Origin of the sequence: Streptomyces olindensis, from assembly GCF_040645895.1 — a bacterium.
In the GTDB taxonomy this organism is placed as follows: domain Bacteria; phylum Actinomycetota; class Actinomycetes; order Streptomycetales; family Streptomycetaceae; genus Streptomyces; species Streptomyces olindensis.
Map to the genome: position 1 here is coordinate 93,157 of NZ_JBEYZD010000019.1, position 15,708 is coordinate 108,864.

Below are 15,708 nucleotides of genomic sequence, written 5' to 3' on the forward strand. Positions count from 1 at the left end.
GTGTCTACTTCCCCTTGTGCCCGGACTTGCCGCGGCTCTTGTGCGCGCCGTTCTGGGTGCCGTGCGTGGTGTCGTACTTCTCGTACGCGTCGACGATACGGCCCACCAGCTTGTGCCGTACGACGTCGTGGGACGAGAGCCGGGAGAAGTGGACGTCCTCGACGCCGTCCAGGATGTCCTGCACCTGGCGCAGACCGGACTTCGTCCCGTCCGGGAGGTCGACCTGCGTCACGTCACCCGTGATCACGATCTTCGAGTCGAAGCCGAGGCGGGTGAGGAACATCTTCATCTGCTCGGGGCTCGTGTTCTGGGCCTCGTCCAGGATGATGAAGGCGTCGTTGAGGGTGCGGCCGCGCATGTAGGCGAGCGGCGCGACCTCGATCGTGCCCGCCGCCATCAGCCGGGGGATGGAGTCCGGGTCGAGCATGTCGTGCAGCGCGTCGTAGAGCGGGCGCAGGTAGGGGTCGATCTTCTCGTAGAGCGTGCCCGGCAGGAAGCCGAGCCGCTCGCCGGCCTCGACCGCCGGGCGGGTCAGGATGATGCGGTTGACCTGCTTGGACTGCAGGGCCTGCACCGCCTTGGCCATCGCCAGGTACGTCTTGCCGGTGCCCGCCGGGCCGATGCCGAAGACGATCGTGTGCTTGTCGATCGCGTCCACGTAGCGCTTCTGGTTGAGCGTCTTGGGGCGGATCGTGCGGCCTCGCGAGGACAGGATGTTCTGCGTGAGCACCTCGGCCGGGGTCTCCTGGCCGTCGCTCTCCCCGTTCTCGCTCGCCTTCAGCATGGCGATCGAGCGTTCCACTGCGTCCTCCGTCATCGGCTGCCCGGTGCGGAGCACCAGCATCATCTCGTCGAACACGCGCGAAATGAGGGCGACGTCCTTCGGGTCGCCGACCGCGCTGATCTCGTTGCCCCGGACGTGGATGTCGGCCGCCGGGAAGGCCTTCTCGATCACGCGCAGGAGGGAGTCGCCGGACCCCAGGACGGTCACCATGGGGTGCTGGGCGGGGACGGTGAACTGCGCTCTCGCCTGCTCCTGCGCGGGGGTGTGAGCTGTGGGTGTCTGAGTCATGGGCCGGCGCTTAAGGCCTGCGGTTCCTCCTCGTCACGGCCGCGTAGCTGAGGGCGGCCTCGCGATTCCCAGGGTACGACGGGGGAGTGACAACGCCGTAGGGGTTTTGGGGGTGGGGTTGGAAACGGAGGTGACAGCCTCCGTTCACCGCCCCCTGGTCGGCCACGAGGTCATGCCGAGCGCCGGAAGCCGATCGTAGGTACAGCACGCCGCAGCGGCCAGGGCCTGACCAACTCCTCCGGCACCAGCCCCGCGAGGAACCCGTACCTCTCCAGCGCCGCCGCCGACTGCCCCTCGACCGACTGCACCCGCCGCCACCACGCCGCGATCTCCGACCACCCCGGCGCCGACAGCGACCCGCCGAACTCCTGCACCGACAGCGCCGCCGTCAGCCCGGCGAAGGCCAGCCGGTCCGCCAGCGGCCAGTCCGCGAGCGTCCCGGTGACGAACCCGGCGACGAACACGTCCCCGGCGCCCGTCGGGTCGAGCGCCTCGACCTCGATGGCCGGCACCTCCGCCGTCTCCCCCGTGCGCCGGTCCACCGCGTACGCCCCGTCCGCCCCGAGGGTGACGACCGCGAGCGGCACGTACTCGGTCAGGGCGTGCGCGGCGGCCCGGGGGCAGTCCGCGCGCGTGTACCGCATGGCCTCCTCGGCGTTCGGCAGGAACGCCTCGCAGTGCCGCAGGTCGGGCAGTGCCGCCAGGTCCCAGGCGCCGGTGTCGTCCCAGCCGACGTCGCCGAAGACGCGGGTGCCCTTGCTCGCGGCCTGGGCGATCCAGGGCGCGCTGACGCCGGGCGCGAGGGAGGCGACGGCGGCGCGGGCGCGGGGCGGGCACTCGGGGGCCGGCTCCTCGGGGGGCGGTTCGTGGCCGTGCGAGACCATCGTGCGCTCCCCCTCGTACGCCATGGAGACGGTCACCGGGGAGTGCCAGCCGGGCACCGTGCGCGACGGGGAGAGGTCGATGCCCTCGCCGTGCTCCAGGGCGTCCCAGCAGTAGTCGCCGTAGTGGTCGTCGCCGAAGGCCGCCGCGAGGGACGTCCTCAGGCCGAGGCGGGCCAGCGCGGTGGCCATGTTGGCGACGCCGCCGGGGCTCGACCCCATCCCGCGGGCCCAGGACTCCGTCCCGCGGACCGGGGCGGAGTCGAGGCCGGTGAAGATGATGTCGAGGAAGACGGTGCCGGTGAGGTAGACGTCCCAGGGCGGGTCGTCCGGCGCGCGCAGCGGGGCGAGGGGATCGACCTGGGTCTGGCGGTGCGATCCCTTTCCGGCCGGGCCCTTTCCGGCCGGGGCGGTGGACGCGATCACGATGCGCTCCCTGACGTGGTGCGGACCAGGCCAGTGTGCACCACATCACCGACAACGTGACGCCGATCACGCCGGACCCACCCGCCCCGTCAGCTCACTCCGGGCTCCGCGCGCCCCCCGCCTCCGAAAGGCGCAGGTCCTACCAGCGCGGCACCGGGGGCGTCACCCACTCGGGGTCGGCGATCCGCATGGCCGCCGCGTCGTCGCGGTCGCGCAGCGCGCCGTCGTCGTCCAGCCACCGCCGGTGCAGTGCGGCCAGCCGCTCGCGGTCGAGCTCGACGCCGAGCCCGGGGGCGTCGGACACCGCCACCCTGCCGCCCTCGAAGGTGAGGCGTTCGGTGAGGACGTCCTCCGACTGCCAGGGGTAGTGGGAGTCGCAGGCATGGTGGAGGTCCGGGACGGTGGCCGCCACGTGGGTCATCGCGGCGAGGGAGATGCCCAGGTGGGTGTTGGAGTGCATGGACACGCCGACGCCGAAGGTGCGGCAGACGGCGGCGAGCTGCTGGGTGTTGCGCAGTCCGCCCCAGTAGTGGTGGTCGGAGAGCACGACCTGCACGGCGTCCCGGGTGAACGCCTCCTTGATCTCGGCGAAGGTCGTCACGCACATGTTGGTGGCGAGCGGCACGCCGGTCTTCGCGGCGACCTCGGCCATGCCGGCGGTGCCGAGGGTGGGGTCCTCCAGGTACTCGAGGACGTCCCCGAGTTCCTCGGCCACGCGCAGGGAGGTCCCGACCGACCAGGCGCCGTTGGGGTCCAGCCGCAGCGGGTGCCCCGGGAAGGCCTCGGCGAGGGCCCGTACGGCGGCGATCTCCTCGTCGGGCGGGAAGACACCGCCCTTGAGCTTGAAGGAGGTGAAGCCGTACCGCTCGGTGAACCGCCGGGCCTGCTCCACCACTCCGGCCGGATCGACGGCGGCACCCCAGTCGTCCCGCTCGGCCGGCACGCCCTCGGGGTGGTCGGCCCACTTGTAGAACAGGTAGGCGCTGTACTCGACGGCGTCGCGCACCTTGCCGCCGAGCAGCGCGTGCACGGGCAGTCCGAGCGCCTTGCCGAGGGCGTCGAGGCAGGCGACCTCGAAGCCGGAGACGACGGAAAGACGCAGCTTGTCGGCGGTCTGGACGCCCCGCAGCCCGCCGACGTCGACGGCGTTCTCGACCCGGGAGGCGTCCACGGCCACCTCGTCCGCGACCGTGAACAGCCCGTTCAGATCGCCGGCCTGGCGTCCCTTCAGCCGCTCGGCGAAGGGCCGGGCCAGCTCCAGGTACTTGGTGTCGCCGTAGGTCTCCCCCACGCCGGTGATGCCGTCCGCCGTGACGACCTCGACGATCAGCCGGGGCGTGTACGGCTGGTGCACGCCCTGCGTGTTCAGCAGCGGCGGGTCGGCGACCAGGATCGGCGTCAGCCGGACGTCCGTGATGGTGAGGTTCACAGTGCGGCTCCCACGAGGTCGAGTCCGGCGGCGAGGACCGTGCGCAGGGCGGCCAGGTCGGTGGGCGAGGGGTCGGTGAGCGGGGCGCGGACGGGGCCCACGGCGTGCCCGCGCAGCCGGGCCGCCGCCTTCACCAGCGACACGGCGTACCCGGGGACGCGGTCGCGCAGTTCGACGAGCGGAACGTAGAAGCCGCGCAGCAGCTTGTCGACGGTGCCGTGGTCGCCGTCGCGCAGGGCGGCGAAGAAGGCACCGGCGATCTCGGGGGCGAAGGCGTGCACGGCGGAGGAGTAGGCGGGGACGCCGACGGTGGCGTAGGCGCGGGCCTGGATCTCGGCGGTGGCGGCGCCGTTGAAGAACAGGAAGTCCTCGGGCGCGGCGAGCGTGAGGCGTTGCAGCCGGTCGAGGTCGCTGTGGCCGTCCTTGAGGCCGATGACGTTCGGCAGGGCGGCGACGCGCCGGAGCGACTCGGCGGTGAAGGCGACCTGGCCCCGCTGGTAGGCGATCAGGGGCAGTGACGTCCGGGCGGCGATCTGTTCCAGCTGGGCGACCAGGCCGTCCTGCGGGGCCGCGACGAGGTAGTGCGGGAGGACCAGGAGCGCGTCGGCTCCGGCGTCCTCGGCGATGCGCGCGAAGCGGACGGCCTGCGCCCAGCCGTAGCCGATACCGGCGACGACGGGGACGCGGCCGGCCGCCTCCTCGACGGTGAGGGTGACGACCTGCCGGTACTCGTCCTCGTCGAGCGAGAAGAACTCGCCGGTGCCGCAGGCGGGGAAGACCGCGCCGGGCGCGGCGGCGAGCCGGTCCGCGACGTAGGCGCGGAAGCCGTCCGGGTCGAGGGTGCCGTCGTCGCGGAAGCTGGTCAGCGGGAACGACAGCACGCCGCCCGCCATACCGTCCCGCAGCCGGTGCGCGACCGCTACCGGTCCAGCGCTCACGAGCATCTCCTTATGTAGACGCCATCTATGTATGAGAATGAAGGTTAGATATACGAACAGGGGGCGTCAACCGCGCGCGGCGGCCCGATTACCATCGGCGCATGTCAGACACAGGGGGCGTCCGCGAGGTGAAGTCCGCGGCGCGCACGGTCGAGCTGCTGGAACTCCTCGCGGCGCGCGGCGACCGCCCGGCCCGGCTCCAGGAGCTGGCCGGTGAACTCGGCGTGCCGCGCAGCTCGATGTACGCGCTGCTGCAGACCCTGATCTCGCGCGGCTGGGTCCGCACCGACGTCACCGGCTCCCTGTACGGCATCGGCATCCACGCCCTGCTCACCGGCACGAGCTACCTCGACTCCGACCCCCGGGTCCGGGTCGTGCGGCCGTATCTCGACGAGGCCTCCGAGGCGCTGGGCGAGACGATCCACCTGGGCCGGCTGGACGGCCGGGACGTGGCCTACCTGGCCACGCGGGAGTCGCACGAGTACCTCAGGACGATCAGCCGGGTGGGGCGACGGCTGCCCGCGCACGTCGGCGCCCTGGGCAAGGCGCTGCTGGCGGAACGCCCCGACGAGGAGCTGCCCGAGGGGCCGTACGAGGCGCTGACCCCGAACTCGCACACGAGCCGGGAGTCCCTCGCGGCCGACCTCGGGCGGATCCGGGCCCGCGGCTGGTCCGAGGACCGCGAGGAGGGCGTGCCCGGCATCGTCGGCTTCGGCTTCGCGCTGCGCTACGACACCCCGGCGCAGGACGCGATCAGCTGCTCGGTGCCGGTCGCCCGGCTCACCCCGGAGCACGAGGAGCGGATCGTCGCCGTGATGCGGGAGGTCCGGGCGAAGATCGAGGCGACGGTGCCCGCGGGGGCCGGATCGGTGCACTGGCGCTAGCGGGAGACGCGGCGTCACCTCGCAAAAGGCGCTCGTTTACCCGGGCTTCACCGCCCCAAACGCAACGTGCTCCACATCACACCCCCCGGGCTCACGTGTGCGACTGCTTGCTTGATACAAATTGCCCGCGCGTTCCTGTCCGTCGACGGTCGTCGCCCAATCCCCCTTTTCTGCCGCTCCTTTCGCATGCCCTGGGAACGCCCGTGTTCGCCCCCCGCACCACCCCCTGGCCCCTCGTCGCCCTTTTCACGGCCGGGTACCTCGCTCCGTATCTGCTGCCGACCACCGTCGGCCGGCTCGACTCGGACCTTCCGCTCTCCGCCACGCAGGCCGGTGCCGTCGGCAGCGCGCTGCTGCTGAGTTCGGCCGCCGCCGGTTTCGCCCTCGCCTCGCGGGTCGAACGGGCCGGGGCCCGCGCCCTCGCCCGGCTCGGTCTCCTCCTGGCCGTCCTCGGCTACGGCGGTGCCGCCCTCACCACGTCCGTCCCCGCCGTCGTCGCCGGTGCGATGGTCGGCGGCTTCGGATCCGGCACGGCCACCACCGTCGCCGCCACTCTCATCGCCGCTCAGCGGGATCCGCACCGGGCCTCCACCGCCGGGCTGCTCAGCGTCTCCGCCCTCGCGGGCGCCGTGTACCTGACCGTGCCGCACCTCGGCCCGGGGCACGGCCTGCCCCTGGCCGCGATCGCCCTCACGGCCCTGGCCGTGTGGCCGCTGACCGGCCGCCTCCCGGCCGGTGCGCCCGCCGCTCGCACTCGGCAGGACAAGACCCGGCTGCCGCACGCCCGTTCGGGGCTGGTGCTGGCCGCCGCCATGATGTGCTGGTCGCTCGCGCAGAACTCCCTGTGGGGCGTCAGCGGACGGATCGGGCTCACGCAGGCCCACCTCAGCGAGGCCACCGTCGGTGCCGTCTTCGCCGTGGCGCTGGGCGCCGGGCTGGCCGGGGTCCTGGCGGCGGGCGCGCTCGGGGCGCGGATGGGACGCGCGGTGCCGATCGGCGCGGGCACGGTCCTCATCGCCGGCTGCATCGTGCTGAGTGCCTCCGCGACCGGCCTGACGAGCTTCGCGGCCGGCGAGATCGCCTGGAACACGCTGTACCCGGTGGTGCTGTCGTACCTGATCGGGCTCGCCGCCTCGCTCGACCCGCGCGGGCGCTGGGCGGTGCTGGTCGGCTCGGCGTCCTCGCTGGGCACGGCCGCCGGGCCGCTGACCGGCAGCGTGCTCTCGGCGCAGGCCGGGTTCCCGGTGATGGGCGCGGTCCTCGGCGCCGGGCTGCTGGTGATCGCCCTGCCGATGACCGCCGTCGCCCTGCACACCGGCGGACGTCCGCTGCTGCCCGGCGCGGTCCGCCGCCGCGGCGGCACCCCGGCCGCCCTGGTCGCCGCCACCACGGGCACCCCCACCGGCGCGGTCCCCGAGATCGGCGCACCCGAGCAGCCGGTGGTGGAGATCCCCGTGGAGACCCCGGCCGTCCCCGCCCAGCGCGCTTACGGCAAGGCGGGGTCGGAGGTCCTCTGAGGGCCCGCTAGGAGAAGGTGTACGCCTCGACCTCGGCGAGGTACCGCGCCCGCAGCTCCTCGTCGTCCTCCAGGAACGAGGCGAGGAAGGAGTTGCGGGCGAGTTCCCGCAGCCGCTCCTCGCCCAGGGCCAGCGTGGCGCGGACGGCGTCGAAGTTGTCGCCGGCGTAGCCGCCGAAGTAGGCCGGGTCGTCGGAGTTGACCGTGCACATCAGCCCGGCGTCCAGCATGGCGGGCAGCGGGTGGTCGGCGAGGGTGTCGACGGTCCGCAGCCGGACGTTGGACAGCGGGCACAGGGTCAGCGGCACCCGGTCCCGCACCAGCCGCTCCACCAGCGCCGGGTCCTCCACGCAGCGCAGGCCGTGGTCGACCCGCTCGACGCCGAGCACGTCCAGCGCCTCGGTGATGTACTCCGGCGGGCCCTCCTCGCCCGCGTGCGCGACCCGGCGCAGGCCGAGCGCGGCGGCGGCCTCGTAGACCTCGCGGAACTTGGCCGGCGGGTGCCCGACCTCGGCCGAGTCGAGTCCGACGCCGGTGATCCGGTCCAGGTACGGCTTGGCCGCGTCCAGCGTGGCCAGGGCCGACTCGGCGGACTCGTCGCGCAGGAAGCACAGGATGAGCCGGGTCGACACCCCGTGGTTCGCCTCGCTGCTCCCCAGCGCGCGCCACAGTCCCTCGACGACCGTGCCGATCTCCAGACCGCGGCTGGTGTGGGCCTGCGGGTCGAAGAAGATCTCGGCGTGCCGCACGCCCTGCGCGGCGGCCCGGGCCAGGTACTCGTTCGCCAGGTCCTCGAAGTCCCGCTCGGTGCGCAGGACGGCCATGAGCTCGTAGTACAGGTTCAGGAACGACTGGAGGTCCTCGAAGCGGTAGGCCTCGCGCAGCTCGTCCGTGTCGGCGTACGGCAGGGTGAGGCCGTTGCGCGTGGCGAGCTCGAAGGCCAGCTCCGGCTCCAGGGTGCCTTCGATATGAAGGTGCAGTTCGGCTTTGGGGAGGGGCATCAATTCATCGTACGGCTGTATCACCGACGCTTCGGAACCGGGACCCGCAGTAGATCGTGCGCCACGGTCAGCTCGCCGTCGTACCCGGCGGCCCGCGCCTGCCGCTCGAACTCGTCGGGGTCGGTGTAACGCTGGCTGAAGTGCGTGAGCACGAGGTGCCGCACCCCGCCGTCCCGGGCCACCCGCGCGGCTTGAGCGGCCGTCAGGTGTCCGTGCTCCACGGCGAGTTCCTCGTCCTCGTCGAGGAACGTCGACTCGATGACGAGCAGGTCGCAGCCCTCGGCCAGCGCGTACACGCCGTCGCACAGCCGGGTGTCCATGACGAACGCGAACCGCTGCCCGCGCCGCGTCTCGCTGACGTCCTCCAGGGTGACCCCGCCGAGCGAGCCCTCACGCTGGATCCGGCCGACGTCCGGGCCCTTGATGCCGTGCGCGGCGAGCCGGTCGGGCAGCATGCGGCGGCCGTCGGGCTCCACGAGGCGGTAGCCGTACGACTCGACCGGGTGGGACAGCTTCCGCGCCTCCAGCGTGTAGCCGCCGGTGCGGGCGAGGGGCCCTTCGGAGGCGACCGGGGCCTGGGTGATCTCGACGGTCTCGCGGTAGGCGGTGGCGTACCGGAGCCGGTCGAAGAAGCGCTGCCCGGAACGCGGGTAGTGGGCGGTGATCTCGTGCGGGACCTTGTCGAGGTTGATGCGCTGGATCACGCCGGCGAGGCCGAGGGAGTGGTCGCCGTGGAAGTGCGTGACGCAGATCCGGTTCAGGTCGTGCGCGGCGACCCCGGCGCGCAGCATCTGGCGCTGCGTGCCCTCGCCGGGGTCGAACAGGATGCCCTCGCCGTCCCAGCGCAGCAGGTAGCCGTTGTGGTTGCGGTGCCGGGTGGGGACCTGGCTGGCGGTGCCGAGGACGACGAGTTCGCGTACGGACAAGGCGGTTATCCCGGAGGCCATTCGAGGCCGCGGCCGCCGAGCACGTGGCCGTGCACGTGCCAGACGGTCTGGCCGGCGCCGCCGCCGGTGTTGAACACGAGGCGGTAGCTGTCGAGCTTCTCCTCGTCAGCGACGGCCTGGGCCTCGCGCAGCACGTCCGCGGTGAGGGCGGGGTCGGCGGCGGCGAGGGCACCGGCGTTCTCGTAGTGGGCCTTGGGGATCACGAGGACGTGGGTGGGTGCCTGGGGGTTGATGTCGCGGAACGCGACGGTCGTCTCCGTCTGGCGGACGATCGTCGCCGGGATGGTGCCTGCGACGATCTTGCAGAACAGGCAGTCGTCCTGGGGTTCCCCTGCCATTTTCCCTCCGGGGGTTGGCCGTATTCGGTCCGACTCGGGCATCGTATCGTCGTCGGGTGCGGGTGCGTTGGGGCTGGTCGCGCCCACGCGGCGGAGCCGCTTGTCGACACAGCCCCGCGCCCCCTAGGTGGGCAGGCCCGGAGGCGTTTTCGCCGGTGCTGTCTCCAGGCTCTCGAGCGCCATGCGGATCGCCTCGTCCAGTTGCGGGTCCCTGCCCGCCGCGTAGTCCTGCGGGCGCTGGACGACCTCCACGTCGGGGTCCACCCCGTGGTTCTCGACGTCCCACCCGTAGCCCTCCAGCCAGAACGCGTACTTCGGCTGGGTGACCAGGGTGCCGTCGACCAGGCGGTAGCGGCTGTCGATGCCGATGACGCCGCCCCAGGTGCGGGTGCCGACGACCGGGCCGATGCCGAGGGCCTTGATCGCGGCGTTGACGATGTCGCCGTCGGAGCCGGAGAACTCGTTGGCGACGGCGACGACCGGGCCGCGGGGCGCGTCGCGCGGGTAGCTCTCGGCGCGCATGCCGCGGGGCAGGTCCCAGCCGACGACCCGGCGGGCCAGCTTCTCCACGACGAGCTGGGAGGTGTGGCCGCCGCGGTTCTCGCGGACGTCGACGACCAGGCCCTCGCGGGCGACCTCGACGCGCAGGTCGCGGTGGATCTGGGCCCAGCCGGGCGCCTGCATGTCGGGGACGTGCAGATAGCCGAGGCGGCCGCCGGACTTCTCGTGGACGTAGGCGCGGCGGTCGGCGACCCAGGCGTGGTAGCGCAGCGGCTCCTCATCGGCGAGCGGGACGACGACGGCGTGCCGCGGGTCGCCGCCGCCGGACGGGGAGATGGTCAGCTCCACCGGCTTGCCCGCCGTGCCGATGAGCAGCGGGCCGGGGCCGGCCACCGGGTCGACGGGCTGCCCGGCGATCGCGACGATGGCGTCCCCGGGGCGCACCGCGACGCCGGGTGCGGCCAGCGGGCTGCGGGCGTCCGGGTCGGAGGTCTCGGAGGGCAGGATGCGGTCGACGCGCCAGCTGCCGTCCTCGTGGCGGGAGATGTCGGCGCCGAGGAGGCCCTGGCGGGGGCCGCCGCCGTGACCGCCGCGCGGGGTGACGTAGGCGTGGGACGTGCCGAGTTCGCCCTGGACCTCCCACAGCAGGTCGACGAGGTCGTCGTGGGTGGCGCACCGGTCCACGACCGGACGGTAGCGGTCGAGGACGCCGTCCCAGTCGACGCCGCTCATGTCCGGCCGCCAGAAGTGGTCCCGCATGATGCGGCCGTTCTCGTCGAACATCTGCCGCCACTCGGCCGCCGGGTCGACGAACTGGCGTACCCGGCCGAGGTCGACGGTGATGTTGGTGTCGCTGTCGTCGTCGTTCGAGGCGCGCCGGTCGCTGGGGACGACCTTCAGCCGTCCGTCGGTCCACAGCAGCACCCGCTTGCCGTCGCCGCTGACCTCGAAGTGGTCGGCGTCGACGGCGAGGTGCTCGACGCGCTGCTGGGCGAGGTCGTAGCGCTCCAGCTCGGACTTGGGCTCGGGGTCGTCCGGGGTGGCCCGGGACGCGCCGAGCACGCCGGCGACCGGGTGGCGCAGCCAGAGCACGCCGTCCTTGGCGGCCCGCAGGTTGGAGTAGCGGGCGGCCTCGACCGGGAAGGGCACGATGCGGTCGGCGAGGCCTTCGAGGTCGATGCGGGTGGTGGGGGTGCCCTCGCTGTCGGGGGTCTCCTCCCGGTCGGGCGTCTCGAAGGACCGGCCGTGCCGCTGCGGCCCGAACGGGGACGGGGTGGTCGCCGCGAGGGTGATGAGGTGCGGCCGGGCCCCTTCGACGAAGGCCAGGTCGAAGACGTGCTCGTCGTAGACCGGGTCGAAGGAGCGGGTCGACAGGAACGCGAGGTGCTTGCCGTCGGCCGTGAACGCGGGCGCGTAGTCCTGGAAGCGCAGCGGGGTCGCCTCGGTGACCGACAGGTCGGTGGTGTTGGCGAGCTTCAGCTGGCACAGGGGCCGCGGCCCGGGGTGGGACCAGGCGAGCCAGGTCGAGTCGGGTGAGAAGACGAGCCCCGAGACGTCGCCGTCCTCGCTGCGGTCGACCTCCCGCGCCTCGCCCGTCTCCCGCTCGACGAGCAGCAGACGGCCGTCGTGGGAGGCCACGGCGGCGCGGCTGCCGTCGGGCGACATGGCGAGGTCCAGTACCCGGCCGAGCTGCCCGGCGGCGAGCCGGCGCGGCGTCGCCCCGGGGGCGAGGCCGGTGGCGGGCGCGAACTCCAGGGCGTCGTCGCCCTCGGCGTCCGTCACCCACACCACCCACTCCTCGCCGTCCGCGCGGAAGGCGCGCGGCAGCCGGGCTCGGACGCCGGGCGTCGCGGCCAGCGCGCGGGCCGGGCCGGAGCGGTGGGTGACCCAGTGGACGGAGCCGCGTACGGAGACGGCGCTGCCGCGCGCGGTGTGGTCCGGGGACGCCGACCCGAACCAGCGGGCGGCGTTCACCGGGAACGGCTGGAGGTCGACGCGCTGCCCGCCGAGCCGTACGTCGAGCCGGCGCGGCTCGGCTCCGTCCAGGTCGTCCAGCAGCCAGAGTTCACCGGCGCTGGAGTAGACGACACGGGTGCCGTCGGTCGCGGCGTGCCGGGCGTAGAAACCGTCGAGGGGCGTGTGGCGGCGCAGGTCGCTGCCGTCGGCGAGGGAGGAGTAGAGGGCGCCGGTGCCCTCGTGGTCGGAGAGGAACGCGATCCGGTCCCCCACCCACAGCGGGTACTCGATGTTGCCGTCGAGGTCCTCGTGGAGCCGGACGAACTCGCCGTCGTCCTCCGGGTCGATCCACAGCTTGCCCGCCGTACCGCCCCGGTACCGCTTCCACCAGGCCGCCTCGCGTCCCATCGGCGCGGACAGCAGCACGGTGTGCGGGCCGTGGGCGATGTCGCCGACGGGGCCGTACGGCAGGGTGGTGGCCGGGCCGCCGTCGAGGGGGACGGCACGCGCCCAGGTGCGGCGCAGGCTCGCCTGTCCCTGGGTGCTGATCGCCAGGACCCGGCCGTCCGGGGTCCAGCCGCGCACCTGGGTCTTCCAACTGCCCCAGTAGGTCAGGCGCTTGGCGGGTCCTCCGTCGACCGGGGCGATGTGCACCTCGGGGGCGCCGTCCCGGGTGGAGGTCCAGGCGACGGTGGTGCCGTCCGGGGAGATGCGGGGCTGGGTCACCGGCACGTTGTCGGCGCTGACCCGCCAGGCCCGGCCGCCGTCGAGCGGGGCGAGCCACACGTCGTCCTCGGCGGTGAAGGCGACCAGGTCGCCGTGCACGTGCGGGAACCGGAGATACGCAGGCGATGCGGACTGTGTCACCCGATCACCCTATGCAGGGACGGCACGCCGCGGACAGGATTCGGATCACTTGCCGTTCGCCCCTCGCGTACGTCACTTGCCCTCGACGGGCCGGCAGTCGGGGTACCGGTCGCACCAGATGGTCTGCGTGACGGTGACCGTGACGGTGGGCCCGGGCCGCCCCTGGGTGGGGCCTCCCACGGGCGGCGGGCTGGTGGCGTCGCAGTCGCCGAGCCCGTCCACCTCGAACCAGACCTTGCCGTCGACCTTGGCGGTGATGTTGCCGCGCACGCAGGCACCTTCGACGGCGTGGGTGACTTTGCCGTCGACGGTGATGTCCTTGCCGTCCTTGGTCTCGCCCTGGCAGTCGACGGTGGCGACGGTCTTCTCACTGGCCGAGGGCGACGGTGTCGCCTTCTTGCCGTTCTCGCCGTAGGAGGCGGTGCAACTGAGCCAGCGCACGCCCGCCTTCTGCCGGTCGAGTTCCTTGGTCACGGCCTCGTCGGTGGTGTACGCGACGGCCGCGGAGCTGATGCCGCTGCCCGGCTCGCACGCGACGGCACCGCCCACGGCGATGGTCCCGAACACCGCCGCGACAGCCACCCGCCGGCCGCGCGGCCCCCGCCAGAACTTCCGGTACGCCCCCATGAAGGGGAGCCTGCCACTGACGGGGGCGGCGCGGTAGGGCGCAAAGGCGTCAACCGCGCAGCAGCAGCCACTCCTGAAGCTCCACCAGGTTGCCCTCGGGGTCCTTGAGGTGAGCGACCCGCATGCGGTCGGTCATGGGCGCCGGGCCGTGCAGGACCGTGGCGCCGCGCAGGGTGATCTCCTCGCAGTACGCGTCCAGCGCGTCCACCCGCAGCACCACGAGGGACCGGTGGCCGGTCGCCGCGTCCCCCACCTCGTCGAGCACCTCGGCCATCATCGACCGGTCCTGCAGCGCGATCCCCGCGGAACCGACCGCGGGGCTGAACTTCTCGTACGGCCCCTCGGCCGCCCCCGACTGGGGCTTGAGGCCGAGGACGTCGCCGTAGAAGCGGTAACACGCGGCGAAGTCGGTGACGAGCAGACGTACTTGGGCGAGTTCCACGGTTCCTCCAGGGGGTCAGGACCAGCGGCCGGTACGAGCCAGGAGCACGGCCGCGGCCGCGGTCCCGGCGGTCGATGTGCGCAGCACACTGCGCCCGAGGCGGTACGCCCCGGCCCCCGCCTCCTCGAACAGCGCCAACTCCTCCGGCGCCACGCCCCCTTCGGGCCCCACGACCAGCACGATCTCACCGGACGACGGGAGTTCGGCCGTCGCCAGCGGCGCGTCCCCGCTCTCGTGCAGCACCGCGGCGAACTCCGCGCCCGCCAGCAGCGCCGCGACCTGCTTGGTCGTAGCGGCCTCCGCGACGTCGGGGAACCGCACCCGGCGCGACTGCTTGCCGGCCTCCCGGGCCGTGGCCCGCCACTTGCCCAGCGCCTTGGCCCCGCGGTCGCCCTTCCACTGCGTGATGCAGCGCGCCGCCGCCCAGGGCACGATCGCGTCGACGCCGACCTCGGTCATCGTCTCGACGGCCAGCTCCCCCCGGTCGCCCTTGGGCAGCGCCTGCACGACGGTCAGCCGCGGCTGCTCCGGCGGCTCCTCGCTCACCGAGTCCAGCTGGACGATCAGCCGGTCCTTGCCCTCGGTGTCGAGCACCACGCAGTCCGCCCAGCGTCCGGCCCCGTCCGTGAGGACGACGTCCTCGCCGGGGCGCAGCCGTTTGACGGAGACGGCGTGCCGCCCTTCCGGCCCGTCGAGGACGTACCGGCCGCCGCGGCCCGCGTCGAAGTGGTCGACCACGAACACCGGCGCGGTCATCGGACGCCTCCGCCCGACAACGCTGTCCTGGCGGCGGCGAGTTCAGCGGCCAGCACCTCCACCAGCTGCCCGGCGGGCAGCTCCCGCGCCATCCGGTGCCCCTGTCCGGCCCACAGCGCCATGCCCTGCGCGTCACCGGCCTTGGCGGCGGCCTTGCGCAGCGGCGAGGTGAGGTGGTGGATCTCGGGGTAGGCGGCGGGCGCGTACGGGCCGTGCTCGCGCAGGAACCGGTTGACTAGGCCGCGCGCGGGCCGTCCGGAGAAGGCCCGGGTCAACTCCGTGCGGACGAACAGGGGGTTGGTCAGCGCCTGCTTGTGCAGGGCGTTGGCGCCCGACTCGGGTGTGGCGAGGAAGGCCGTGCCGAGCTGGGCCGCGGCGGCGCCCGCGGCGAGCACCGCGGCGATCTGGCCGCCGCGCATGATGCCGCCGGCGGCGACGATCGGGATGTTGACGGCCTCCCTGATCTGGGCGACCAGCGACAGCAGGCCGATGCCGGAACCGTCCGTCTCGGGGACGTCCCGGTGGGTGCCCTGGTGGCCGCCGGCCTCGATGCCCTGCGCGATGACCGCGTCCGCGCCCGCCCGCTCGACGGCCCGGGCCTCGTCGGGGGTGGTGGCGGTGACCAGGACGAAGGTGCCGACGCGGTGCAGGGCGTCGACGACCTCGCGGCTCGGCGCGCCGAAGTGGAACGACACGACGGGCACGGGGTTGTCGCGGAGCACCGCGAGCTTGGTCTCGTAGCCGTCGTCGCGGCCGCTGTCGGGGTCGCCGAGTTCGGCCTCGTACCAGGTGGCCTCGCCGGCCAGCTGGTGGGCGTAGACGTCGACGGCGGCCGGGTCGGCGTACTCCGGCTGCGGCATGAAGAGGTTGACGCCGAAGGGCCTGCCGGTGAGGCTCCTCAGCTGCTTGATCTCCTCGTACATCCCGTCGGCGGTCTTGTAGCCGGCGGCGAGGAACCCGAGCCCGCCCGCCTCGCACACGGCGGCGGCGAGCTGCGGCACGGAGACGCCGCCCGCCATGGGGGCCTGCACGATCGGGAAGGGGAAGAGATCGGTCAGAGCGGAGGACATGACCGCATGTTGTCACGTCCTCCGAACAACTCCGAAACCGGCCTGCCGTGTGGCATA

Annotated in this window: 14 protein-coding genes; 2 read left to right on the forward strand and 12 right to left on the reverse strand. The window is 73.3% G+C overall.

Annotation, left to right across the window (positions count from 1 at the left end; all coding sequences use genetic code 11):
* Window positions 1-4 precede the first annotated feature (4 nt).
* The 4 genes from ABZ948_RS14945 to ABZ948_RS14960 form a co-directional block, all read right to left on the reverse strand.
* The gene (locus ABZ948_RS14945) at window positions 5-1,072 is read right to left on the reverse strand and encodes a PhoH family protein (protein WP_359759543.1); all 1,068 of its coding nucleotides are present in this window, start codon (window positions 1,070-1,072) and stop codon (window positions 5-7) included.
* Between the two features lie 170 nt (window positions 1,073-1,242).
* Entirely contained in the window at window positions 1,243-2,379 is a 1,137-nt protein-coding gene (locus tag ABZ948_RS14950; protein ID WP_359759545.1) for a carbohydrate kinase family protein, read from the reverse strand.
* 139 nt (window positions 2,380-2,518) lie between these two features.
* Window positions 2,519-3,808, reverse strand: coding sequence for a glucarate dehydratase family protein (locus ABZ948_RS14955; protein ID WP_359759546.1), 1,290 nt, complete (start codon window positions 3,806-3,808; stop codon window positions 2,519-2,521).
* A complete protein-coding gene (locus ABZ948_RS14960) occupies window positions 3,805-4,752 on the reverse strand; it encodes a 5-dehydro-4-deoxyglucarate dehydratase (RefSeq protein ID WP_359759548.1) in 948 nt (315 codons plus the stop codon). Before ABZ948_RS14960 ends, ABZ948_RS14955 begins: the two co-directional genes overlap by 4 nt.
* A gap of 95 nt (window positions 4,753-4,847) precedes the next feature.
* Here ABZ948_RS14960 and ABZ948_RS14965 point away from each other — a divergent pair, with 95 nt between their 5' ends.
* On the forward strand, window positions 4,848-5,630 hold the full coding sequence (locus ABZ948_RS14965; RefSeq protein WP_359759550.1) for an IclR family transcriptional regulator: 783 nt from the start codon (window positions 4,848-4,850) through the stop codon (window positions 5,628-5,630).
* A gap of 203 nt (window positions 5,631-5,833) precedes the next feature.
* Window positions 5,834-7,147: an MFS transporter gene (locus tag ABZ948_RS14970; RefSeq protein WP_359759551.1), complete on the forward strand. Its 1,314-nt coding sequence runs from the start codon at window positions 5,834-5,836 to the stop codon at window positions 7,145-7,147.
* A 7-nt stretch (window positions 7,148-7,154) separates the two neighbouring features.
* Here ABZ948_RS14970 and ABZ948_RS14975 read toward each other — a convergent pair whose 3' ends face one another.
* The 8 genes from ABZ948_RS14975 to ABZ948_RS15010 form a co-directional block, all read right to left on the reverse strand.
* Window positions 7,155-8,147: an adenosine deaminase gene (locus ABZ948_RS14975; RefSeq protein WP_359759553.1), complete on the reverse strand. Its 993-nt coding sequence runs from the start codon at window positions 8,145-8,147 to the stop codon at window positions 7,155-7,157.
* Window positions 8,148-8,167: 20 nt separating this feature from the next.
* A complete protein-coding gene (locus ABZ948_RS14980; RefSeq protein WP_359759555.1) occupies window positions 8,168-9,073 on the reverse strand; it encodes a ribonuclease Z in 906 nt (301 codons plus the stop codon).
* Between the two features lie 5 nt (window positions 9,074-9,078).
* Window positions 9,079-9,432 carry a histidine triad nucleotide-binding protein gene (locus tag ABZ948_RS14985; protein WP_359759557.1) on the reverse strand — a complete coding sequence of 118 codons (354 nt, stop codon included), beginning with the start codon at window positions 9,430-9,432 and terminating at the stop codon, window positions 9,079-9,081.
* Window positions 9,433-9,555: 123 nt separating this feature from the next.
* Complete coding sequence (locus tag ABZ948_RS14990; protein ID WP_359759559.1) at window positions 9,556-12,756, reverse strand: S41 family peptidase; 3,201 nt, start codon at window positions 12,754-12,756, stop codon at window positions 9,556-9,558.
* 72 nt (window positions 12,757-12,828) lie between these two features.
* Complete coding sequence (locus tag ABZ948_RS14995; RefSeq protein ID WP_359759561.1) at window positions 12,829-13,383, reverse strand: hypothetical protein; 555 nt, start codon at window positions 13,381-13,383, stop codon at window positions 12,829-12,831.
* Between the two features lie 49 nt (window positions 13,384-13,432).
* A complete protein-coding gene (locus tag ABZ948_RS15000; protein ID WP_359759563.1) occupies window positions 13,433-13,825 on the reverse strand; it encodes a VOC family protein in 393 nt (130 codons plus the stop codon).
* Between the two features lie 15 nt (window positions 13,826-13,840).
* A complete protein-coding gene (locus ABZ948_RS15005; protein WP_359759565.1) occupies window positions 13,841-14,581 on the reverse strand; it encodes a 16S rRNA (uracil(1498)-N(3))-methyltransferase in 741 nt (246 codons plus the stop codon).
* Window positions 14,578-15,651: a nitronate monooxygenase gene (locus tag ABZ948_RS15010; RefSeq protein ID WP_359759567.1), complete on the reverse strand. Its 1,074-nt coding sequence runs from the start codon at window positions 15,649-15,651 to the stop codon at window positions 14,578-14,580. Before ABZ948_RS15010 ends, ABZ948_RS15005 begins: the two co-directional genes overlap by 4 nt.
* Between the last annotated feature and the right edge of the window lie 57 nt (window positions 15,652-15,708).

Excerpts from the sequence above, each read along its gene's own strand:
- ABZ948_RS14945 (WP_359759543.1), bottom strand. The coding sequence starts at position 1,072 with ATGACTCAGACACCCACAGCTCACACCCCCGCGCAGGAGCAGGCGAGA.
- ABZ948_RS14960 (WP_359759548.1), bottom strand. The coding sequence starts at position 4,752 with ATGCTCGTGAGCGCTGGACCGGTAGCGGTCGCGCACCGGCTGCGGGAC.
- ABZ948_RS14965 (WP_359759550.1), top strand. The coding sequence starts at position 4,848 with ATGTCAGACACAGGGGGCGTCCGCGAGGTGAAGTCCGCGGCGCGCACG.
- ABZ948_RS14975 (WP_359759553.1), bottom strand. The coding sequence starts at position 8,147 with ATGCCCCTCCCCAAAGCCGAACTGCACCTTCATATCGAAGGCACCCTG.
- ABZ948_RS14985 (WP_359759557.1), bottom strand. The coding sequence starts at position 9,432 with ATGGCAGGGGAACCCCAGGACGACTGCCTGTTCTGCAAGATCGTCGCA.
- ABZ948_RS14995 (WP_359759561.1), bottom strand. The coding sequence starts at position 13,383 with ATGGGGGCGTACCGGAAGTTCTGGCGGGGGCCGCGCGGCCGGCGGGTG.
- ABZ948_RS15005 (WP_359759565.1), bottom strand. The coding sequence starts at position 14,581 with ATGACCGCGCCGGTGTTCGTGGTCGACCACTTCGACGCGGGCCGCGGC.
- ABZ948_RS15010 (WP_359759567.1), bottom strand. The coding sequence starts at position 15,651 with ATGTCCTCCGCTCTGACCGATCTCTTCCCCTTCCCGATCGTGCAGGCC.